This is a genomic window from Phenylobacterium sp. 58.2.17, assembly GCF_026411515.1.
In the GTDB taxonomy this organism is placed as follows: domain Bacteria; phylum Pseudomonadota; class Alphaproteobacteria; order Caulobacterales; family Caulobacteraceae; genus Phenylobacterium.
This window is the reverse complement of record NZ_JAPMTQ010000012.1, coordinates 36,633-56,875: the sequence shown is the minus strand read 5'-3', so window position 1 is coordinate 56,875 and position 20,243 is coordinate 36,633. Positions and strand designations below refer to the sequence as shown.

Sequence of the window (20,243 nt, the reverse complement as noted above, 5' to 3'; positions counted from 1 at the left end):
GTTAGTCGCACCGGAGAGCTTCTTGGCCAGCGTTTCACCTCAACTGCCGCCGCCGCGGGCGCCCAACCTGCTGGACCTGGGCGTCGATCCCGCCCGTCCGCTGCTGCTGGTCGACGTGGACGAGGTGCTGGGCCTGTTCATGCAGGGCTTCGGCCGGTTCCTGGAGGGGCGCGGGCTGGAGTTCCGCGTCGACCGCTTCGCGCTGTTTCAGAACATCTATCGCCCGGGCGAATCCCAGCATCTGCCGGTCGAGGAAGGCCGCATCCACTTCGACGACTTCTTCCGCCTCGGCTGCGGCGACATGGAACCGGCCCCCGGCGGACCAGAGGCGCTGCGCGCGCTGTCCCAGCGAGCCAATGTGGTGATCCTGACCAATGCGCCGGGGCCGGCCCGCATGGCGCGGGCCCGGTGGCTGGGCCGGCACGGCATGGATTACCCGCTGGTGCTCAACACCGGTCCCAAGGGGCCGGTCGCCGCCCTGATGGCGCGGCAGGTCGCCGCGAGGGCCGCCTTCATCGACGACCTGATCTCCAATCTCGACTCGGTGGCCGAGAGCGCGCCCGGCGTGAACCGCTTCCAGATGGTCGCCGATCCGCGGCTGCAGCCGCTGGCCCCGACCGCGCCGGAACGCCACACCCGAATCGATGACTGGCGGGCGCTGCGCGAAGCGATCGAGGCGGCCGTCTTCTAGCCTGCCGGCTTGGCGGCGGCCGGGCCAGGCTGGGTGAACTCGGTCTCGATGAGGATCTCGACCTCGTCGCCGACGCCGAAATGGGTCCCTGGCGCGGGCACCCCGTACGAGACGCCGAAATCGGAGCGCTTGATCTTGCCCTGGGCCGAGAAGCCGATGCGCGCCCCCGACGGATCCATGCCGCCGGCCGCGTAGCCGCCGTTGAACGTGGCGTCCAGGGTCAGCGGCCGGGTCACCCCGTGCAGGGTGAAGTCGCCCGTGACTTTCGCGGTGTTGGCGCCGGTCGGCTCGACCTTGGTCGACTTGAAGGTGATGGCCGGGAACTTTGCGGCGTCCAGCCATTGCGGGCCGGTCAACTCGGCGTCGAAGTCGGGCTTGTCGAGCGGGAAGTCGGTTTCGAGGGACTTCGGATCGACGGTCGCCTCCACGCTCATCGCCGCTGGATTGGCAGGATCGAAGTTCAGCTTGCCGGCGATGTCGGTGAACCGCGCCGTATAGCGGGAGAGCCCCAGGTGATCGACCCGGAAGGTGACGCTGGCGTGGGTGTTGTCCAGCTTGTACTCGCCGGGCGGTGCGGTGTTCTGCACCGTCGGCGCGACGGCCGTAGACGTGGACGGGGGCGGCTCAGCCGCCTTCTTCTCGGCCTGCGGCTGCGAGCAGGCCGCGACAGCAAGAGCGGTGAACGCCCAGGCGGCTCTCTTCATGGGTCCGATCCTCCGAGTAGCACTAGCCACAACTGAGCGTCGCATCCGACGATCACGCGCGCCATCGAAAATCGCCCGCCCGGCCCCATTGCGCCCGACCACGAAACGGAACAAACCATGACCCCATGATCCGGATCGGCGTGGATTTCGGCGGCACCAAGATCGAAGCGGCGGCGCTGGACGCGCAGGGCCGTTTCCAGGCCCGCGTGCGCGGAGCCTCGCCGCGCGACTATGCCGCCGGTCTGGAGGCGGTGCGCGAGCTTGTCGCCGAAGCCGAGCGCCAGGCCGGGGCGAAGGGCGCCAGCGTCGGCGTGGGCGGGCCGGGCTCGCCTTCACCCTCCAGCGGCCTGATGCGCAACGCCAATTCCACCGAGCTCAACGGCCACCCGTTCCCGGCCGATCTCGCCCGCGTGCTGGAGCGCCCGGTCCGCTACGCCAACGACGCCAACTGCCTGGCGTTGTCGGAGGCCGCCGACGGCGCCGGCGCCGCCCACCGGGTGGTGTTCGCCGCGATCCTCGGCACCGGCTGCGGCGCCGGCGTGGCGGTCGACCGCACGATCCTGGAGGGCCGCAACGCCTTCGCCGGAGAGTGGGGTCACATGCCCCTGCCCTGGCCGACCGACGACGAGCATCCCGGCCCCTCGTGCTGGTGCGGGCGACGCGGCTGCATGGAACTCTGGGTGTCGGGAACCGGGCTCGCCAGGGACCATGGCGGCGGCCTCTCGGGCGAACAGATCATCGGCGCGGCGCGGACCGGCGAACGCGCGGCCTCCGCGGCGCTCGACCGCTATGTCGACCGTCTGGCGCGCGGCCTGGCGGTGGTCTGCGACGTGCTGGATCCCGACGTCATCATCCTGGGCGGCGGCATGTCGAATGTCGGCGAACTCTACGAACGCCTGCCCGCGGCCATTGCGCCACTGGTGTTCTCCGACCAGTTCGAGACCGACATCCGGCCGGCGATGCACGGAGATTCGTCCGGCGTGCGGGGTGCGGCCTGGCTGTGGCCGCTGCAGCCATGAGCGCCCTCTGCCGCGACTGCTTCAGGCGCGGCCCGTTCGAGCGCCGCTGCCCCGCCTGCGGCTCGCCGCGGATCGTGGCCCACGCCGAGCTCGAGACGCTCTCCATCGCACACGTGGACTGCGACGCCTTTTACGCCTCGGTGGAGAAGCGCGACGACCCTTCCCTGCGCGACCAGGCGGTGATCGTCGGCGGCGGCAAGCGGGGGGTCGTCACTACCTGCTGCTACATCGCCCGCATCAGCGGCGTGCGATCGGCGATGCCGATGTTCAAGGCCCGCCAGCTCTGCCCCCAGGCGGTGATCCTCAAGCCCGACTTCACCAAGTACCGGACCGAAAGTCGGCGGATCATGGAGATGGTCCGCGACCTGACGCCGCTGGTGCAGCCGCTGTCGCTGGACGAGGCGTGGATGGATCTTTCCGGCACCCAGCGCCTGCACGGGGCGCCGCCCGCCGAGACCCTGGCGCGACTGCAAGCGAGGATCGAGGCCGAGGTCGGCATCACCGTCTCGATCGGCCTGGCCGCCAACAAGTTCCTCGCCAAGATCGCCTCGGACCTCGACAAGCCGCGCGGATTCTCGGTCATCGGGGCGGCCGAAGCGCAGGATTTCCTGGCCTCGAAACCGGTGGGGATCATCCCCGGCGTCGGCCCGGCCATGGTCAGGTCGCTGGAAGGCGCCGGGTTCAGCAAGGTCGGCGACCTGGCCCGCGCCGACCTCAAGGTCCTGGCCCAGCGTTTTGGCGCTCAGGGCCTGCGGCTGCACGACTTGGCGCACGGGCGCGACAACCGCACCGTCAATCCCAACGAGGAGCGCAAGGGCATCAGCGCCGAGACCACCTTCAACGAGGACCTGTCCGCCAGGTCCGACCTGGAGGACAAGCTGGCCCCGCTTTGCGAGCGCGTCGCCCGCCAGGCCCGCGCCGGCGGCGTCGCCGGCCGGGTCGTGACGCTCAAGCTGCGCCGGACGGACTTGAAGATCATCACCCGCCGCCGCGCCCTACCCGTGCCGACCCAGACGGCCAAGACCCTGTTCGCCGTCGGCCGCGAACTGTTGGCCAAGGAGGCCGACGGGCGGCCCTGGCGGTTGATCGGCATCGGCATCGCCGACCTGATCGACGCCGACGCCGTGGAGCACGACTTTTTCGCCGGCGCCGAGCAGAAGGCCCTGGTCGAGGAACGCGCCGTGGATAAGCTACGGGCGCGATTCGGCCCCGGCGCGGTCACATCCGGTCGGGCCTTGGGGGCGAAACGCACCTCCCATGATTGAGGGTTGCCATGTTCCCCCGCATTCGGGGTGACAAAAACGCGCGGTTAGACGGGTTGGAGCCTTTGGGCGACATTTCAACCCTTCCATACGGCAGCCTTTTCCATATCTAATCCATTGTAGAGAGGGCGGCTGCCCTCAGGAGACCTGTTCGATGGCCGAGCGCAAGCAAGGTGATCAAGATACGGGCGTCCGGTCGACGGTCATCACTCAGACCAAGCCGAAGACGCAGAAGCCGTCGATGTATCGCGTGCTCATCCTGAATGATGACTACACGCCGATGGAATTCGTCGTCTACGTGCTTGAGCAATACTTTAACAAGTCGCGCGAAGACGCGACGCGGATCATGCTGCACGTTCACCAACACGGTGTCGGCGTGTGTGGCGTGTTCACATACGAGGTGGCGGAAACGAAGGTGGCCCAGGTGGTTGATACCGCCCGCCGGCATCAGCACCCGCTGCAATGCACAATGGAAAAGGATTGAGGCTCAGTGCCATCATTCTCGCGCCAGCTTGAAGAATCTCTCCACCGCGCGGTGGCTTTCGCGAACCAGCGCAAGCACGAGTACGCGACGCTAGAGCACCTGCTGCTCGCCCTCATCGACGATGAGGACTCGGCGGGTGTGATGCGAGCGTGCGACGTGGACCTGGCCGCCCTGCGCACCACGCTCACCAACTACGTGGACAACGAGCTCCGCTCCCTGGTCGTCGACGACGGCGAGGACGCCAAGCCGACGTCGTCGTTCCAGCGCGTGATCCAGCGCGCCGTGATCCACGTCCAATCCTCGGGCCGTGAGGAAGTGACCGGAGCCAACGTGCTCGTGGCCATCTTCTCCGAGCGCGAGAGCCATGCCGCCTATTTCCTGCAGGAGCAGGACATGACGCGGTACGACGCGGTGAACTACATCGCCCACGGCATCGCCAAGAAGGCCGGGGCCGACCAGCCCAAAACCGTCAAGGGCTCCGAGGACGAGGACAAGCCCGCCGTGAAGACCGGCGGCGAGGCGCTCGAAGCCTACTGCGTCAACCTCAACGAAAAGGCCAAGCAGGGTAAGGTCGACCCGCTGATCGGGCGCGCGGCGGAAGTCGAGCGCTGCATCCAGATCCTCTGCCGCCGGACCAAGAACAACCCGCTGCTGGTGGGCGACCCCGGCGTCGGGAAGACCGCCATCGCCGAAGGCCTGGCCCGCAAGATCATCAGCAACCAGGTCCCGGAAGTCCTGGCCGGCGCGACGATCTTCTCGCTCGACATGGGCTCGCTGCTGGCGGGCACCCGCTATCGCGGCGACTTCGAAGAGCGCGTGAAGCAGGTCGTCAAGGAACTGGAAAACCACCCCGACGCGATCTTGTTCATCGACGAGATCCACACGGTGATCGGCGCCGGCGCGACCAGCGGCGGGGCGATGGACGCCTCGAACCTGCTGAAGCCGGCCCTGGCCTCGGGCACCCTGCGCTGCATGGGCTCGACGACCTACAAGGAGTTCCGTCAGCACTTCGAGAAGGATCGGGCCCTGGTCCGCCGCTTCCAGAAGATCGACGTGAACGAGCCGACGATCGAAGACACGATCAAGATCCTCAAGGGTCTGAAGACCTACTACGAGGAGTTCCACAAGCTCCGCTACACGGGCGACGCCATCAAGGCGGCGGTGGAGCTGTCGGCCAAGTACATCACTGACCGCAAGCTGCCGGACAAGGCCATCGACATCATCGATGAGGCCGGCGCCAGCCAGATGCTGCTGCCTGAGGGCAAGCGGAAGAAGACCATCGGCGTGAAGGAGATCGAGACGGTCGTCGCCAAGATCGCCCGCATCCCGCCGAAGTCGGTGTCCAAGTCCGATACGGTGGCGCTGAAGGAACTCGAAGTCGATCTGAAGCGCGCCGTCTATGGGCAGGACGACGCGATCGAACAGCTCTCCGCCGCCATGAAGATGGCGCGGGCGGGCCTGCGCGACGCCAACAAGCCGATCGGCTGCTACCTGTTCTCGGGTCCCACGGGCACCGGCAAGACCGAGACCGCCCGCCAGTTGGCTTCGACCATGGGCATCGAGCTCCTGCGCTTCGACATGTCGGAGTACATGGAGCGGCACACGGTCAGCCGCCTGATCGGCGCGCCTCCCGGCTATGTCGGCTTCGACCAGGGCGGCCTGCTGACCGACTCGGTCGATCAGCACCCGCACGCGGTCGTGCTGCTGGACGAAATCGAGAAGGCCCACCCGGACGTCTTCAACATCCTGCTGCAGGTCATGGACCATGGCGTGCTCACCGACGCCAACGGCAAGAAAGTCGACTTCCGCAACGTGGTCCTGATCATGACCACCAACGCCGGCGCCTCGGACGCCCAGCGCAACGCCATCGGCTTCGGTCGCGGCAAGCAGGACGACGAGGTCGACGAGGCCCTGAAGCGCCTGTTCACGCCGGAGTTCCGCAACCGTCTGGATGCGGTGGTTCAGTTCAAGCCGCTGACCCAAGAGATCATCCGGCAGGTCGTCCAGAAGTTCGTCATGCAGCTGGAGGCCCAACTGGCCGATCGTCACGTCACGATCGAGACGACTGAGGAAGCGGCCGACTGGCTGGCCAAGAACGGCTTCGACGAGCTCTATGGCGCCCGGCCGCTGGCCCGGGTCATCCAGGAGCACATCAAAAAGCCGCTCGCCGACGAGATCCTGTTCGGCAAGCTGGTCAAGGGCGGCCACGTCAAGGTGGTGCTCAAGGACAGCAAACTCGGCTTCGAGATCGAAGGCGACGACCGCGAGCCGGGCGCCCCGATCATCGAGGATCCGGCCGAGGACACCGCGGCGGAGCTGGCCGACTAGCCCGCTCAAAGACCCGAAAATGCGAAACCCCGGAGCTTCGGCTCCGGGGTTTTTCTTTGCCCGCCTTACGAACCAGCTAGGCGATCTTGGCGGCGATTTGCTCGGCCAGGGCCTTGAGTTCGGCCGGGTCGGCCATGCCGCCGGCCCCGTGCCGGCCGAGCTCAACGCCCGTCCAGCGCGGGATGATGTGGAAGTGCAGGTGATAGATCGTCTGGCCGGCGGGCGCGCCGTTGTACTGGGCGACCATGATTCCATCCGGGTTCAGCGCCGCGCGGACCGCATGGGTGATCCGCTGCACGCCGAACATCAGCGGCGCGAGGACCTCCGGCTCCACCTCCAGCAGGTTGCGCGCCTGGGAGTGCTTGGGGATCACCAGGGTGTGGCCCTTGGACTGCGGAAAGACGTCCATGAATGCGAGAACCTCGCCGTCCTCAAACACCTTCGCCGCCGGCGCCTCGCCGCGCAGAATCTTGGCGAAGATATTTCCGTCCTCGTAGGTCCCGTCCAGGCTCATGGGCCGCTCCTCCAAACTCGTCGCTCGGTGGTAGCGCATTGGCGGGAAGGACGGAACACGGCGACGGGTTTACGCCCCCTCGCCTTGCGATAACCTGCAAGGATAGACGGCCGCAAAGGCTGCAGAGGGAGGGAAGCGATGTATCTCGCCGATCACGCGCGACTGACGCCCGACAAGCCGGCCATGATTTCCGCCGACACCGGCCAGGCGGTGAGCTTCGCCGAGCTGAATGAGCGCTCCAACCGCCTGGCGCAGTTCCTCTATGCCCAGGGCCTGCGCCGCGGCGACCACATCGCCGTCTTGATGGAGAACAACCTCGCCTTCATGGAACCGGTCTGGGCGGCCTTCCGATCAGGCCTCTACATCACCACCATCAACCGCTACCTGCCGCCGGACGAGGCCGCCTACATCGCGAACGACTGCGGGGCCAAGGCGTTGGTCACATCCTACGCCAAGTGCGAGACCGCCGCCGAGCTCCTGGACCTGATTCCGAACTGCCCGATCCGCCTGATGGTCGGCGGCGTCATCCCCGGCTGGGATTCCTACGAGGCGGCGGTGGCGTCCGGTTCGCCCGAGCCTCTGGCTCAGGAGTGGATGGGCGATTCCATGCTCTACTCGTCGGGCACCACCGGGCGACCCAAGGGAATCCTGCGCCCCCTACCCGACATCACGCCGGCCGAGGGGTTCGACGCGCGCCAGATGGCCAACCGCTACGGGCTGTCGGCGCAGAGCGTCTACCTGTCGCCAGCCCCGCTCTATCACGCCGCGCCGCTGGCCTATGTTCTGACGGTGCAGTCCTTCGGCGGCACGGTGGTGATGATGGAGCGCTTCGATCCGGAGCAGGCGCTACAGCTGATCGAGACGCACGGCGTCACTCACAGCCAATGGGTGCCGACCATGTTCGTGCGCATGCTGAAGCTGCCGGCCGAGGTTCGCGCCCGCTACAACCTCTCCAGCCATCAGGTCGCCGTCCACGCCGCCGCGCCTTGTCCGGTAGAGGTCAAGCGCCAGATGATCGAGTGGTGGGGGCCGATCCTCTACGAGTATTACGCCGGTACGGAAGCCTCGGGCTCGACCTTCATCACCAGCGAGGATTGGCTCGAGCACCCCGGCTCGGTCGGCCGGGCGGCGTCGGGCGTCCTGCACATCTGCGATGAAGACGGCAAGGAGCTGCCGATCGGCGAGACCGGCCTCGTCTACTTCGAACGCGAGGCGCCGACCTTCGAGTATCACAACGACCCGGCCAAGACCGCCTCGGCGCGCCATCCCGATCACCCGAACTGGAACGCGCTCGGCGACGTCGGATATCTCGACGAAGACGGCTATCTCTACCTGACCGACCGCAAGGCCTTCATGATCATCTCGGGCGGGGTGAACATCTATCCGCAAGCCATCGAAGACGCCCTGATCACCCACCCGAAGGTCGCCGACGTGGCGGTGTTCGGTGTGCCGGACGCGGAAATGGGCGAAGCGGTCAAGGCGGTGATCGAACCTGCGGCCGGCCAGGCCCCCAGCGAGGACCTCGCCGCGGAGTTGATGACCTACGCCCGCGAGCGTCTGGCCCACTACATGGCGCCGCGCTCCATCGACTTCATCGAGGAGATGCCGCGCCTTCCGACCGGCAAGCTGTACAAGCGGCTGCTGCGCGACGCCTACTGGCAGGACCGGAAGATCTGAGCCGGCCTAGGCTTGCCGGAAGGGCGAATACTCCTCGGCCAGCCACTCCATCTCGCCGTTCACCGCCTCGCGCTCTCGGCGGACGAAATCGTCCACGGGCCCGCGCAGCCGCGGGTCGGCGATGTGGTGGGCGGAATAGACCGGAGCCGGCAGATAGCCCCGGGCGATCTTGTGCTGCCCCTGGGCCCCGGCCTCGACCCGCGCCAGGCCCTTGTCGATCGCCCATTCGATCGCCTGGTAGTAGCAGAGCTCGAAATGCAGGAACGGGACGTCCTCGATGCACCCCCAGTTGCGGCCGTAGAGACAGTCCTCGCCGATCAGGTTCAGCGCCCCGGCGATCCAACGTCCGCCGCGCCGGGCCATGACCAGCAGCACACGGTCAGCCATCCGCTCGCCCAGCAGCGAGAAGAACAAGCGGTTCAGGTACGGGCGGCCCCACTTGCGCGAGCCGGTGTCCATGTAGAAGGCGAAGAACGCATCCCAGTGGTCCTCGGTGATCTCCGCGCCCGTGAGCGCGACGATCTCGACCTGCGCCTGCGCGTCGCGCCGCTCGCGCCGAATGGTCTTTCGCCGCCCCGACGACAGCGCCTCCAGGAACCCGTCGAAGCTGGCGTAACCCTGGTTGAGCCAGTGGTACTGCTGGCCCTGCCGCTGCAGCAGCCCCCGATCACCCAGCCAGTCCCACTCGCCCTGCGTCGGGAAATTCACGTGCAGGGACGAAACCTCGTACTGCTCGCACACTGCCAGGGCGCCGCCCAGCAGGATGCGGCGCGCCTCCTCCAGCTCGACGTCCGGCCGCACCAGCAGCCGTGGCCCGGTCACCGGGCTGAACGGGGCGGCCGAGATCAGCTTCGGATAGTACTGGCCGCCCGCCCGCTCATAGGCGTCAGCCCAGGCATGATCGAAGACGTATTCGCCCTGGCTGTGTGACTTCAGATAGAGCGGCATCACCGCCGCGACCTGTCCCGCCTCGTCTTCGACCGACAGATGCTGCGGCCCCCAGCCGGTGCGCTCGACCGCGCAGCCGGCCGCCTCGGCGATGTCCAGGAAGTCGAAGGCCACAAACGGATTTCCGCGGTGGTCCGGATGACCGGCGCAAGCATCCCACGCCTCACGCCCGATCTCGGCGATTCGGCGGCTGATCTGCACCGCCGGCTTCAGCTTCACGCTTCGAAACCCTCGAAGATCAGGTTGTCGCAATGGTCCTTCACCGCGTCCCACTGCCCCGGCTCGCGCACCGTCCAGGCCACGACCGGCATGCCCTCGTCGCGGAATTTCGCCACCCGCTCGTCCGGCAGCATGCCGATGTGCAGCGCCAGGAAGTGCGGGCGGGCGATGGCCACATGCTCCAGCCTGGCGAAGGATTCGCGCTGCGCCTCGTTCATGTGCGGCGCCTGCTTGTAGTCATAGCTGTCCAGCCCCCGCAGCACGCCCGGGAACCGGTCGGCGAACCAGGCGTGCGAGTAGGGATTGAACCCGATCACACAGGTCGGGCCGGCGTGGTCGATCAGCAGTTCGTGGACGCGCTGCTCCAGCGGCCCGACCTCGCCATAGGCCGTCTTCAGCTCGATGTGCACCATCGCCCGTCGGCCGATCAAGGCCAGGGTCTCGCGCAGGGTCGGGATCTTCTCGTCAGTGTCCTTCAGGTTCAGGTCGCCCAGATCGGCGGCGGTGCGGTCGCGCAGCTTGCCCTCGACTCCGGTCATCCGCTTCAGGTCTTCGTCGTGGAAGACCATCGCCTCCCCGTCCGACGACAGGTGGACGTCCAGTTCGACGCCGTAGCCGGCCTCGCAGGCGGCCTGGAAGGCGGCGAGCGAGTTCTCCGGCGCTCCGCCGCGCGTCCACAGACCCCGGTGCGCCACCGGCGGGTGGAACAGCAGGTCCCAGGCCTCGCCGAACGGGTTGCTCACCGCACCTGCACCACGGCGTCGACCTCGACCGAGAAGCCGAGCGGCAGTCGATAGACGCCGACCGCCGAGCGGGCGTGCTTGCCCGCGTCGCCGAAGGCCTCGACCATCAGGTCCGAGGCGCCGTTCACGACCTGCGGGATCTCCAGGAAGTTCGCGCCCGCCTGCACGAAGCCGCCCAGCTTGACCACCCGGACCACGCGGTCCAGGTCGCCGTCGCAGGCCGCCTTCATCTGGGCGATCAGGTTGACGCCGCACAGACGCGCCGCCGCCTTGGCGGTCTCCATGTCGACCTCCTCGCCGACCGTGCCGCGAATGCCGCCGCCGGCGTCGACCGACACCTGGCCGGAGATGTGGACGAGATCGCCGACCCTCACGAAGGGCACATAGTTGGCGACCGGCGGGTTGGGCTGCGGCAGGGTGAGACCGAGCGCAGACAGGCGTTCTTCGACCTTCGACATGCCGAAGGTCTACCGCTGCGCCCCGAACCCGAAAAGCGAAAAGGGCCCCGGATAGAGAAAAGGCCCGCGCCTGGGATGGCGCGGGCCTTTTCGGTGCGGACACCCCGCCGGAGCGGGGCGACTGGGAGGTCTTTAGCGCGCGGCCTGCAGGCGCTCGACGGCGGCGGTGACGCGCTCGTTGAGCGGCTTGACCGCGTCCTTCACCGACGACGACACGATATCCGACATCTTCGAGACTTCGGCGATGTAGGCGTCGAGGGCCGACTTGGCGTAGGTGGTCTGAAGCTCGATCACTTCCTGCACCGACTTGGCGCCCGAGAGCGACTTGGCGGCGGCGACGTGATCCTCCACGGCCTTCTTCGAGTAGGCCATGGCCTGGGCGCCCAGGGCTTCGGCGCCCTTGGTCGAGGCGGTCACCGAGGCGATGACGGCTTCCAGGTTCTTCTTCGAATGGGTGTTCATCTCGTTCAGTTGAGCGAGCGACTTCTCGACAGCGTCCTTGAAGGCGACGTTGCCGGCGGTGGTGAACTGTTCGACGGTGTTCTTAACGGTCTCGGCGGCGGCCATGGGCGGGCTCCTGGGGTCGGGATTGGGCGGTGATACCGCGACGCAAACGTGGACGGGGGATTTGCCTTGAACTCACCCGTCATTTCCCATGTTGCAGTGCAGCAGTCAAGCGAATTTTGTGCACCGCACAATAACCCTGCCCGCCCTTTGGGCGCCGGACGTTCACGGAAGTGTTGATCGGTTCAGGCGCGACAAATGGGCTCGTTCAAGTCCTGTTTACCATCGCGCAAGGCTACGGCTGGCATGCTAGGACTCATCCGGAGTGGCCCGGGGGGCCGCTTAAACCTTTGTATTGACGGACGAACCGCATGTTCGAGCGTGCCCGCCGCCTGATTGCGTCCCTTGCCCTCGCCGCCGCGACCGCCGTCGCGCCGGTGGCCGGGACCGCACAGGCCCAGGTTCCCTACCTCCAGCTGCCCGCCAGCCAACCCAAGTATGCGGCCATCGTGGTCGATGCGAAGACCGGCGAGGTCATGTACGCCAAACGCGCGGACAGTCCCCGGTATCCCGCCTCGATCACGAAAGTGATGACGCTGTACCTGGCGTTCGAGGCGCTGGCCGCCGGCCGCATCCGTCTCGACGACCCGGTGGTGATCTCGCCCCGCGCCGCCGCCCAGGCGCCGACCAAGCTCGGCCTGCGTCCCGGCGAGACCTTGACCGTCGAACAGGCGATGCAGGCGCTGGCCATCAAGTCGGCCAACGACATCGCCGTGGCCCTGGCCGAAAAGCTGGGCGGATCAGAAGCGCGTTTCGCCGCGATGATGACCCTGCGCGCCGAAGAGCTCGGCATGCAGAACACCCGCTTCGTCAACGCCTCGGGCCTGCCCGACAGCCGCCAGGTCTCCACGGCCCGCGACATCGCGATCCTGTCGCGCGCGGTGATGCGCGACTACCCGCAGTACTACAAGCTGTTCAGCCAGCAGAGCTTCACGTTCCGCGGCGTGACCATGCGCAACCACAACGGCCTGCTTGGCCGCATGCCCGGCGTCGACGGCCTGAAGACCGGCTACACCAACGCCTCCGGCTTCAACATCGCGGTGTCGGCCGTGCGCGACAATCGCCGCCTGATCACCGTGGTCCTCGGCGCGCCGTCGACCGCCGTGCGCAACAACAACGCCGAAGACCTGATCCTGACCGGCTTCGACGTCATGGCCCGCCGCGACCGCGGCGAGAAGATCACCGTCGCCCAGAACCTGTTCGAGCCGGAGCCCTCCGGCCCGCTGGTGCGCCCCTCCATCGAACAGGGCGACAACGAGCAGGACGGTTTGAAGATCGTGCTCGCTTCGGCCAGCCCGACCCCGGCCGCCGCCCGCACCAAGATCGTCGAGCCCTCGAAGAGCGCCCTGCGCGACAAGAAGGCGGCGGGCAAATGGTCGGTCCAAGTCGGCGCCTTCAAGTCCAAGGCTGACGCCAAGGAGCAGATCGCCCTCGTCTCCAAGCGCTTCGGCAAACACTTCCGCGCCGCCAACGGCGAAGTCGGCGGCAAGGTCGGCGGCACCTACCGGGCGCGGTTCTCAGGCTATACCGAGGCCTCCGCCAAGGACGCCTGTCAGGCCCTGAAGGCCAAACGCCTGGCCTGCATGGTCGTGCGGCCGGCCTGACGACTACTTCTTCAGCAGACGATCCCTGGCCGCGTTCAGTTGCGCGGCCAGGCCGCTGGTCCCGCCCTTGTCTGGATGGGCCATGCGCATCAGGCGGCCATAGGCTTCCCTGATCTCGGCTTCGGTGGCCTCAGGCCCGACCCCAAGGATCGAACGCGCCTCGCTGTCGCTGATGCAGGCGGTGGCCGGCGGAGCCGCTATCCCCGTCCGGCGGGTCGACACCGCCAGCCACAGCCCCATGACCACCAGCACGATGGACTTTCCCCAGCCGCCGCGCACGCCGACATAGGCCGCGGCCGCGAAGCAGGCGATCGCCAGCGCTCCGGCCAGGAACCGCCACTCGCGGCGCTTCAGCAAAGGCTTGCCGCGGGTGATCCAGACCAGCAGCAACAGCGCCGCACAGCCAAGGGCCAGGTAAAGCATCTGAACGCGGCTATTGCGCCGCCAGCAGCTCTTCGCCGGCCATGCCCGAGAGGCCCAGCGCGCCCATCAGCGCCCGCAGCTCCTGGCGGGCGGCGACATGCTGCAGCGACATCGCCACCGGACGGATCGTCGGCGACAGATCGGCGATGGTCAGGCCGAACGGGAACAGCTCGCGATAGATGACCCGGTCGCGCAGGCCCGGTCCGACGCGGAACCCGACCCGCCGCGACAGCGCCTGGACGCGCTCGTCCAGGCGCTTGCGGTTGCGCGCCTCGGTGGGGGCCAGACGGTTACGCAGCACCACCCAGTCGATCGACTTGCCGCTCGCCACCGCCCGCGCCTTGCGGCTGTTCCAGACGGTTTCGGAGTAGAGGCTGGGCCGCTTCAGCTCCAGGCTCACCGGATCGACCACGCCCAGCATGTCGAAGTCGACGAAGCTGTCGTTCATCGGGGTGACGATGAGATCGGCCAATCCGTGCGCCGCGCGGCCGATGGCCGTGTCGCTGCCGGGGGTGTCGATCAGCACGAAGTCGGCCTGCTCGGCCGCCCGGCCGAACGCCTCTTCGAACTGGGCCAGCGCGTCGGCGTCCGCCGCCTTGGCCAATTCGGCCGGGAGCTGGAACTCGATCGGCATCGGGGCGACCGCGCCATTGGCGTCCAGCCACGCGCGGCGATGGGCGAAGAAGTGGCCCATCGACTGCTGGCGCACGTCCAGGTCCAAGGTCGCGACCTTGGCTCCGCCATGCAGCAGGGCCGTGGCCACGTGGATGGCGATGGTGGACTTCCCCGCCCCGCCCTTTTCGTTCCCGACGACGATCACCTTGGCTTGTGACATCGATTCTCAACTCCAAACCGATTCGGCGACTTCGCACCGATTCTATTTGTTAACAGGAACCTTCACCACGACGCGGCGTCAACGTAAGGCGCTGCATCGACTGTGGATGGAATAGACGCCAGGGACCGACCGCGCCATAAGCGCCCCACCCAGTCCAGCGAGTTTTCCCATGTCCCAGATCGCCATCGTCCGCACCGTCGCCGACCTCCGCGCCCAGGTGGCGTCGTGGAAGCAGGCCGGTGAACGGGTCGCGCTCGTGCCGACCATGGGCGCCTTGCACGAAGGTCATCTGTCGCTGATCGCCCTGGCCAAGACCAAGGCCGACCGGGTCGTCGCCAGCGTGTTCGTCAATCCAACCCAGTTCGGCCCCAACGAGGACTTCGACGCCTATCCGCGCGGCGAGGCGCGCGACGCCGAACTGTTGGCCGGCGCCGGCTGCGACCTGCTGTTCGCCCCGACGGTGGGCGAGATGTATCCGCAGGGCTTCGCGACGTCCGTCAACGTCACCGGCGTCTCTGAGCCGCTGGACGGCGCGGCCCGCCCCGGCCACTTCGCCGGCGTCGCCACCGTGGTCAGCAAGCTGCTGCTGCAGTGCGGCCCCGACGTCGCGGTGTTCGGCGAAAAGGACTTTCAGCAGCTCCAGGTCATCAAGCGCGTGGTCCGCGACCTGAACATTCCGGTCGAGATCGTCGGGGCCCCGACTTCGCGACTGGAAGACGGCCTCGCGCGCTCCTCGCGCAATGCTTATCTCAGCGAGGCCGAACGCGAAGTCGCTGGCCGGATGAATGTCGCCCTGGCCGACGCCGTGCGCCGCCTGCAGGCCGGCGAGCCCGTCGAGCGGGTGGAAGCCACCGGCATCGCCGCGCTCGAACGCGCCGGCTTCCAGCGCATCGACTACTTCGAGGTCCGCAACGCCGACGACCTCAGCCATCCGGGACCCGGTCCACTGACCGTTCCGGGCCGCGTGCTGGCCGCCGCGATGATCGGTAAGACCCGGCTGATCGACAACATGGCGGTCTGAGCGCCTACCAGGCGCCGGCCTCCCGCAGCTGGCGCGCCAGCTCGGGGGGAATGTCCCCATCGACGCCGCCGGAAAGATCCGGCGGCGCGTCCTTGGCTTCGAGATAACGCCAGCCTTGGAAAGCACGCCGCGGGGTCGGCGCCACCCGGACGATCTCGGGATCGACGGTCACCTGGCAGCGCGCGGTGACGCCCTCGCCCACCGTATCGACCGCCAGAATGCGCTGGCGGCACATGATCACGCCCTTGAACACCCGATAGAGCGAGCCGCCGTCCAGCAATTCGGCGGCCCGCTTGGGGGTCTGGCGGGTGTGCATGATCCAGGGCCTTCCCGCCTCGTGCCAGGCGAGCAGATCCTCGATGGTGTCGCAGCCCACCACCAGCTTGATCATGTGCAGCGACATGGCGCCTAGACCAGCCAGCTGGGCTTGCGCTTCTCAAGGAAGGCGCGGACGCCTTCCTGCCCTTCGGGACTGACACGCACGCGGGCGATCCGCCGGGCGGTTTCCTCCATCACCTCCTCGACCGGGCGGAACGCGACGTCCTCGACCAGCTTCTTGGACTGGGCGACCGCCTCGGGTCCGCAGGCCATCATCTCGCGGGCGATCCGGTCGCGCGCCTCGGTCAGCTGGGCGCCGTCGGCGACCACCTCGCTGACCAGCCCGACCCTCTCGGCATAGGCCGCATCGAACACCTTGCCGGTGGCGAACAGGGCGCGTGCCTCGCGCGGACCGACCGCGCCCACGACATAGGGACTGATGGTCGCGGCGATGAGGCCGAGCCGGACCTCGGAAAAGCTGAACTTGGAGTCGGCGGTGGCGACCGCCATGTCGCACGCGGCCGCCAGACCCGCGCCGCCGCCATAGGCGCCGCCCTCGACCAGGGCGACCGTCAGCGCCGGGATGTCCCACAGGCTCTTGAGCATGCGCGCCAACAGCATTGCATCGTCGCGATTGTCAGCCTCGCTGCGGTCCACGGCCTCGCGCATCCAGTCCAGGTCGGCCCCGGCGCTGAAGGTCGAGCCCGCGCCGCGCAGGAACACCACGCGGACCCCCTCGGCGCCCTGCAGCGTCTCGAACGCCTCGTGCAGGGCCGCGATCAGTTCGGCATTGAAAGCGTTGCGCCGGATCGCCCGGTTGAGCGTCACGGTCGCGACGCCCTCAAGGGTCGCGTCGATGTCGACCAACCTGGAATCGGCGTCGGTGTCAGTGATTTCGACCAGCGGGTCGGCGATCGGATTGGTCATGGCTTGCGGTCTCCTGGGATCCTTAAAGAACGCTGGACCGGAACTTTGGATCAGGCCAAGCCATAGCCGCCCACGGCGACGCAAGCTAGGCTGCCGCCGTGGTCAGCTTGCCCGATATTCCCAGCGAATCGGCCTTGGCCCGTCTCTTCTACGAGGAGCGCGGCCACGGCGAAGCGACGTGGTTCGCCCTGCCGGGCGGAGCAACGCTGTTCAAGGCCGGGGAACCGGCCGACCATCTCTATTTCCTGCGCGCCGGACGTTTGGGCGCCTTCCGCAAGGAAGAGAACGGCGAGCCGCAGTTCCTGGGCGTCATCCGGCCGGGCGAGCCCGCCGGGGAGATGTCGCTGATCACCGGGACCCCGCACAGCGGCACCGTGGTGGCCTTGCGCGATTCCGAGATTTTCGCCCTGCCGCGCGAGGCCTTTTTCGAGGCGGCCGAGGCCGACGCCTCGGTGATGACCGAGCTGGCGCGATTGATGATCCTGCGCACCCGGCAGGCCGCCAGCAAGACCTCGATCGGCGAGCCGTCGGTGTACGGCTTCGTCGGAACGGGCGCAGCCGTCGCCGTCCGCCCCCTGATCGACAAGGTGGCGCGCGAGGTCGGCCGCCTCGGCTATTCGGTGACCGTCGTCGGCAGCGAGGCCCAACACGCCCCGACGGAGTGGTTCTCCGAAGTCGAGCGCGACTACGACTTCGTGCTCTACGCCGCCGAGGCCGAGGATATCGGCTGGCGCCAGGTCGTCGGCCGGCAGGTCGACCGCCTGTTCCGGATCGCGCGGGGCGACACCGCCCCGCCGCCCGAGGGCCTTGCCCATGGCGAGCCGCTTCAGGCCCAGGGGCTCGTCGACCTGATCCTGGTTCAGCCCAAGACCTGCAAGGCGCCGCGGGGATCCCAGGCCTGGGTGGATGCGTTGCGCCCCGCCCGGTTGTTCCAGGTTCGCCGCGACAACGGCGACGACGCGCGACGGATCGCCCGTCTGCTGACCGGGCGGTCGGTCGGGCTGGTGCTCTCCGGGGGCGGCGCTCGCGCCTACGCGCACATCGGGGCGATCAAGGCCCTGCGCGAACGCGGCGTGCCCATCGATTTCGTCGGCGGCGTCTCGATGGGCGCGATCGTCGGCGCCGGTCTGGCGGTCGGTTGGGACGGCGAGGAAATGGAGCGGCGCATCCGCGACGCCTTCGTCACCACCAGCCCGCTGGACGACATCGCCCTGCCGCTGCTGGCCATGACCCGCGGAGAGAAGGTGCGCGAGCGGCTGGCCAGGCATTTTGACGAGATCCAGATCGCCGACCTCTGGCTGCCGTTCTTCTGCGTGTCGTCGAACCTCACCACCGGCGCCTATCAGCTGCACAAGAGCGGCCTGCTGCGCCGGGCCCTGCGCGCGACCATCTCCCTGCCCGGCGTGCTGCCGCCCGCCACCACCGACGACAACAACGTGCTGGTCGACGGCGCGGTGATGAAGAACTTCCCGGCCGACATCATGCGGTTGACCCAGCTCGGCCCCATCGTCGGCGTCGACGTCAGCCGCGGCCGCTCGATCACCGCCGATGACGTCGCACGGCCGGAATCGGTCTGGCGGTGGATCCGCTCGGGCCAATGGCGCAAAGGGCCGCCGATCGTCTCGCTGCTGATGCGGGCGGCCACGGTGTCCACCGGACGCGATCTGGCGGCCGCGCGCGAAGCCACTGACGTCCTCATCACCCCTGACCTGACCGGCGTCGAGATCCGGGACTGGTCCGCGTTCGAGCCGGCGGTCGAGGCTGGCTACCGCGCCACGATCGAGGCCCTCGACAAGCTGCCGCGCCCGGTCACGGAGCTGCGCCGCCGGGCCGGTCGCGAAGACCAACCGAGCGCCGCCGGCGTCACGCTTGGCTAAATGGCGACGAAGGGGTTTGCGAACCGGAAAATCCGTCCCATATTGAGGGTCCTGTTCAACAGCTGAAAGGAGGTGACCCAGTGTCTCATTGTCCTCATCCGAGTGTGGAAGCCGCGACCCGGGTCGCCGCTTACGAGGTCTCCAAGTAAGCGCCGAGTTGCGGGCCGCACTGCGGTCCGACAATGGAAGGGCCGGTTCTCGAAAGGGAGCCGGCCCTTTGTCTTTTCGGGCGTCAGATCCCGCGCCCATTACTTCTCAGGTCATGGAGCCCGCCCCCCAGCCCAGCTAGTGTCGCGCCATGATCGCGACAGCAACCGCAGTGGGCGACCACCTCCGTCAATGGCGCCGGCGCCGCCGGCTCAGCCAGCTCGACCTGGCGCTCGACGCCGAGATTTCCACCCGCCACCTCAGCTTCCTCGAAACCGGCCGCGCCCAGCCCAGCCGGGACATGGTGCTGCGTCTGGCCGAACACCTGGAGATCCCGTTGCGCGAACGGAACACCATTCTCGTGGCGGCCGGCTTTGCGCCAGTGTTTCCGCAACGCTCCCTGGACGACCCCGCCCTTGCAGCGGCGCGCAGGGCCGTCGATGTCATCCTCGCCGGGCACGAGCCCTACCCTGCCCTGGTCGTCGATCGTGGCTGGAACCTGGTCAGCGCCAACCGGATGATCGCGCCGATGATGGCCGGCGTCGCGCCCCACCTGCTGGCCGCACCGCTGAACGTGCTGCGCCTGACCCTCCATCCCGAAGGCCTGGCGTCGCGGATCGCCAACCTGCACGAATGGCGCGCCCACCTGCTCGACCGACTGCGCCGCGAGGTGGAGCTGACCGCCGACCTGACGCTTTCCGAGCTGCTGACCGAGCTGAAGGCCTATCCGATCCCGGGAGGCCAGCCGCCGCGAAAGCCGTCCGACGAGTTCGGCGGGGTGGCCATTCCGTTCCGGCTGCAGACCCCCGCCGGCTTGATGTCGTTCTTCAGCACGACCACCGTCTTCGGCACGCCGGTCGACGTGACGCTGTCGGAGCTGACGCTCGAGACCTTCTTTCCCGCCGACGCCGAAACCGCCCAGGCGCTCCGCGCCCTGGCCGACAGCCTGCCGGCCTAGCGCCCTTCCCACTCACGATGGATCATCGTGAGTGGACAAGAAGGGCTCTAAAATCAAAGAATCGACCCTGTTCATCCCGGTTGGCTTGATTCAAGCCAACCGAGACAGGGTCTAGAAGTCCACGCAGGCCGGCTGCGTGACCAGCAGCACCGATTCCTGGTTGAACTTGGCCTTGTAGGCCTTGCGCGCCGCGTTGAGCTTCAGGTTCGCCTCGATGCCGTTGGGCAGGACCAGGACCACGACCTTGGACGCCTCGCGGATCAGCTTGTTCTCATCGCCCTTCCACTGGCCGCCGCCTTCCAGCACAGTCAGGCCGCTCGGGAAGCGCGGCGTCAGCTCCTCGTCGACGAACTTGCGAAAATCGGCCTCGGAAACGCCGCGTTCGCCGCCGATGTTCTGGCCGAAGAAGAGTTGGGCGGTGCGCATGGACTCCTGCCCGGCGGGGCAGCTAGGCCCGATCAGGCTGGCGCAGCCCCCAAGCGCCAGGGCGCTCAGGGCTGCCGTAATGGGAACGGCGCACTT

20 protein-coding genes and 1 pseudogene are annotated in these 20,243 nt (G+C 67.9%); 10 read left to right on the top strand and 11 right to left on the bottom strand.

Annotated elements, in window-relative coordinates:
- Nucleotides 1-22: 22 nt before the first annotated feature.
- The gene (locus tag OUA97_RS10555; protein ID WP_323690688.1) at nucleotides 23-691 is read left to right on the top strand and encodes a hypothetical protein; all 669 of its coding nucleotides are present in this window, start codon (nucleotides 23-25) and stop codon (nucleotides 689-691) included.
- Here the strand turns inward: OUA97_RS10555 and OUA97_RS10550 are convergent.
- Nucleotides 688-1,395, bottom strand: a complete 708-nt coding sequence (locus OUA97_RS10550) for a YceI family protein (protein ID WP_267231846.1) — start codon at nucleotides 1,393-1,395, stop codon at nucleotides 688-690. The two genes, OUA97_RS10555 and OUA97_RS10550, sit on opposite strands and share 4 nt — an antisense overlap.
- A gap of 125 nt (nucleotides 1,396-1,520) precedes the next feature.
- Here OUA97_RS10550 and OUA97_RS10545 point away from each other — a divergent pair, with 125 nt between their 5' ends.
- From OUA97_RS10545 to clpA, 4 genes and pseudogenes are all read left to right on the top strand, one after another.
- Complete coding sequence (locus OUA97_RS10545) at nucleotides 1,521-2,414, top strand: ROK family protein (RefSeq protein ID WP_267231845.1); 894 nt, start codon at nucleotides 1,521-1,523, stop codon at nucleotides 2,412-2,414.
- Nucleotides 2,411-3,679, top strand: coding sequence for a DNA polymerase IV (locus tag OUA97_RS10540; RefSeq protein WP_267231844.1), 1,269 nt, complete (start codon nucleotides 2,411-2,413; stop codon nucleotides 3,677-3,679). The genes OUA97_RS10545 and OUA97_RS10540 overlap by 4 nt, the downstream gene beginning before the upstream one ends.
- 151 nt (nucleotides 3,680-3,830) lie before the next feature.
- Entirely contained in the window at nucleotides 3,831-4,160 is a 330-nt protein-coding gene (gene clpS, locus OUA97_RS10535; protein WP_056734830.1) for an ATP-dependent Clp protease adapter ClpS, read from the top strand.
- A 6-nt stretch (nucleotides 4,161-4,166) separates the two neighbouring features.
- Nucleotides 4,167-6,471 (top strand): annotated as a pseudogene (clpA, locus tag OUA97_RS10530) (ATP-dependent Clp protease ATP-binding subunit ClpA); the annotation flags it as partial.
- A gap of 93 nt (nucleotides 6,472-6,564) precedes the next feature.
- Here the strand turns inward: clpA and OUA97_RS10525 are convergent.
- On the bottom strand, nucleotides 6,565-7,002 hold the full coding sequence (locus tag OUA97_RS10525) for an HIT family protein (RefSeq protein ID WP_267231842.1): 438 nt from the start codon (nucleotides 7,000-7,002) through the stop codon (nucleotides 6,565-6,567).
- 138 nt (nucleotides 7,003-7,140) lie between these two features.
- On the opposite strand from OUA97_RS10525, the gene OUA97_RS10520 reads away from it, so the two are divergent.
- Entirely contained in the window at nucleotides 7,141-8,679 is a 1,539-nt protein-coding gene (locus OUA97_RS10520) for an acyl-CoA synthetase (protein ID WP_267231841.1), read from the top strand.
- Between the two features lie 6 nt (nucleotides 8,680-8,685).
- On the opposite strand, the gene OUA97_RS10515 is transcribed toward OUA97_RS10520, so the two are convergent.
- From OUA97_RS10515 to OUA97_RS10500, 4 genes are all read right to left on the bottom strand, one after another.
- Nucleotides 8,686-9,846: a GNAT family N-acetyltransferase gene (locus OUA97_RS10515; protein ID WP_267231840.1), complete on the bottom strand. Its 1,161-nt coding sequence runs from the start codon at nucleotides 9,844-9,846 to the stop codon at nucleotides 8,686-8,688.
- Nucleotides 9,843-10,589: a glycerophosphodiester phosphodiesterase family protein gene (locus OUA97_RS10510; protein ID WP_267231839.1), complete on the bottom strand. Its 747-nt coding sequence runs from the start codon at nucleotides 10,587-10,589 to the stop codon at nucleotides 9,843-9,845. The genes OUA97_RS10515 and OUA97_RS10510 overlap by 4 nt, the downstream gene beginning before the upstream one ends.
- Entirely contained in the window at nucleotides 10,586-11,047 is a 462-nt protein-coding gene (locus OUA97_RS10505) for a RidA family protein (RefSeq protein WP_267231838.1), read from the bottom strand. Before OUA97_RS10505 ends, OUA97_RS10510 begins: the two co-directional genes overlap by 4 nt.
- Nucleotides 11,048-11,179: 132 nt before the next feature.
- A complete protein-coding gene (locus tag OUA97_RS10500) occupies nucleotides 11,180-11,614 on the bottom strand; it encodes a phasin family protein (RefSeq protein ID WP_267231837.1) in 435 nt (144 codons plus the stop codon).
- A gap of 308 nt (nucleotides 11,615-11,922) precedes the next feature.
- On the opposite strand from OUA97_RS10500, the gene OUA97_RS10495 reads away from it, so the two are divergent.
- On the top strand, nucleotides 11,923-13,215 hold the full coding sequence (locus OUA97_RS10495) for a D-alanyl-D-alanine carboxypeptidase (RefSeq protein WP_267231836.1): 1,293 nt from the start codon (nucleotides 11,923-11,925) through the stop codon (nucleotides 13,213-13,215).
- A 3-nt stretch (nucleotides 13,216-13,218) separates the two neighbouring features.
- On the opposite strand, the gene OUA97_RS10490 is transcribed toward OUA97_RS10495, so the two are convergent.
- Nucleotides 13,219-13,638, bottom strand: a complete 420-nt coding sequence (locus OUA97_RS10490) for a DnaJ domain-containing protein (protein WP_267231835.1) — start codon at nucleotides 13,636-13,638, stop codon at nucleotides 13,219-13,221.
- A 10-nt stretch (nucleotides 13,639-13,648) separates the two neighbouring features.
- On the bottom strand, nucleotides 13,649-14,473 hold the full coding sequence (locus tag OUA97_RS10485) for a division plane positioning ATPase MipZ (RefSeq protein ID WP_267231834.1): 825 nt from the start codon (nucleotides 14,471-14,473) through the stop codon (nucleotides 13,649-13,651).
- A 169-nt stretch (nucleotides 14,474-14,642) separates the two neighbouring features.
- Between OUA97_RS10485 and panC the strand changes: the two genes are divergently transcribed.
- Nucleotides 14,643-15,494, top strand: coding sequence for a pantoate--beta-alanine ligase (panC, locus tag OUA97_RS10480; protein WP_267231833.1), 852 nt, complete (start codon nucleotides 14,643-14,645; stop codon nucleotides 15,492-15,494).
- A gap of 4 nt (nucleotides 15,495-15,498) precedes the next feature.
- Here the strand turns inward: panC and OUA97_RS10475 are convergent, their stop codons facing one another.
- Nucleotides 15,499-15,897 carry a DUF1489 domain-containing protein gene (locus OUA97_RS10475; RefSeq protein WP_267231832.1) on the bottom strand — a complete coding sequence of 133 codons (399 nt, stop codon included), beginning with the start codon at nucleotides 15,895-15,897 and terminating at the stop codon, nucleotides 15,499-15,501.
- A 5-nt stretch (nucleotides 15,898-15,902) separates the two neighbouring features.
- Complete coding sequence (locus OUA97_RS10470) at nucleotides 15,903-16,739, bottom strand: enoyl-CoA hydratase-related protein (protein WP_267231831.1); 837 nt, start codon at nucleotides 16,737-16,739, stop codon at nucleotides 15,903-15,905.
- Between the two features lie 98 nt (nucleotides 16,740-16,837).
- On the opposite strand from OUA97_RS10470, the gene OUA97_RS10465 reads away from it, so the two are divergent.
- Nucleotides 16,838-18,616 (top strand): patatin-like phospholipase family protein, encoded by a 1,779-nt coding sequence (locus OUA97_RS10465; RefSeq protein WP_267231830.1) that lies wholly within the window; start codon nucleotides 16,838-16,840, stop codon nucleotides 18,614-18,616.
- A gap of 298 nt (nucleotides 18,617-18,914) precedes the next feature.
- The gene (locus OUA97_RS10460) at nucleotides 18,915-19,721 is read left to right on the top strand and encodes a helix-turn-helix domain-containing protein (protein WP_267231829.1); all 807 of its coding nucleotides are present in this window, start codon (nucleotides 18,915-18,917) and stop codon (nucleotides 19,719-19,721) included.
- Between the two features lie 111 nt (nucleotides 19,722-19,832).
- On the opposite strand, the gene OUA97_RS10455 is transcribed toward OUA97_RS10460, so the two are convergent.
- Nucleotides 19,833-20,147, bottom strand: a complete 315-nt coding sequence (locus OUA97_RS10455; protein WP_267231828.1) for a DUF3574 domain-containing protein — start codon at nucleotides 20,145-20,147, stop codon at nucleotides 19,833-19,835.
- Nucleotides 20,148-20,243: the final 96 nt, after the last annotated feature.

Bases quoted from the DNA above. Each gene is read 5' to 3' on its own strand.
- panC (WP_267231833.1), top strand. From the start codon at position 14,643: ATGTCCCAGATCGCCATCGTCCGCACCGTCGCCGACCTCCGCGCCCAG.
- OUA97_RS10520 (WP_267231841.1), top strand. From the start codon at position 7,141: ATGTATCTCGCCGATCACGCGCGACTGACGCCCGACAAGCCGGCCATG.
- OUA97_RS10470 (WP_267231831.1), bottom strand. From the start codon at position 16,739: ATGACCAATCCGATCGCCGACCCGCTGGTCGAAATCACTGACACCGAC.
- OUA97_RS10490 (WP_267231835.1), bottom strand. From the start codon at position 13,638: ATGCTTTACCTGGCCCTTGGCTGTGCGGCGCTGTTGCTGCTGGTCTGG.
- OUA97_RS10545 (WP_267231845.1), top strand. From the start codon at position 1,521: ATGATCCGGATCGGCGTGGATTTCGGCGGCACCAAGATCGAAGCGGCG.
- OUA97_RS10460 (WP_267231829.1), top strand. From the start codon at position 18,915: ATGATCGCGACAGCAACCGCAGTGGGCGACCACCTCCGTCAATGGCGC.
- OUA97_RS10540 (WP_267231844.1), top strand. From the start codon at position 2,411: ATGAGCGCCCTCTGCCGCGACTGCTTCAGGCGCGGCCCGTTCGAGCGC.
- OUA97_RS10485 (WP_267231834.1), bottom strand. From the start codon at position 14,473: ATGTCACAAGCCAAGGTGATCGTCGTCGGGAACGAAAAGGGCGGGGCG.
- OUA97_RS10500 (WP_267231837.1), bottom strand. From the start codon at position 11,614: ATGGCCGCCGCCGAGACCGTTAAGAACACCGTCGAACAGTTCACCACC.
- OUA97_RS10495 (WP_267231836.1), top strand. From the start codon at position 11,923: ATGTTCGAGCGTGCCCGCCGCCTGATTGCGTCCCTTGCCCTCGCCGCC.
- OUA97_RS10550 (WP_267231846.1), bottom strand. From the start codon at position 1,395: ATGAAGAGAGCCGCCTGGGCGTTCACCGCTCTTGCTGTCGCGGCCTGC.
- OUA97_RS10505 (WP_267231838.1), bottom strand. From the start codon at position 11,047: ATGTCGAAGGTCGAAGAACGCCTGTCTGCGCTCGGTCTCACCCTGCCG.
- OUA97_RS10525 (WP_267231842.1), bottom strand. From the start codon at position 7,002: ATGAGCCTGGACGGGACCTACGAGGACGGAAATATCTTCGCCAAGATT.
- OUA97_RS10455 (WP_267231828.1), bottom strand. From the start codon at position 20,147: ATGCGCACCGCCCAACTCTTCTTCGGCCAGAACATCGGCGGCGAACGC.
- clpS (WP_056734830.1), top strand. From the start codon at position 3,831: ATGGCCGAGCGCAAGCAAGGTGATCAAGATACGGGCGTCCGGTCGACG.
- OUA97_RS10475 (WP_267231832.1), bottom strand. From the start codon at position 15,897: ATGTCGCTGCACATGATCAAGCTGGTGGTGGGCTGCGACACCATCGAG.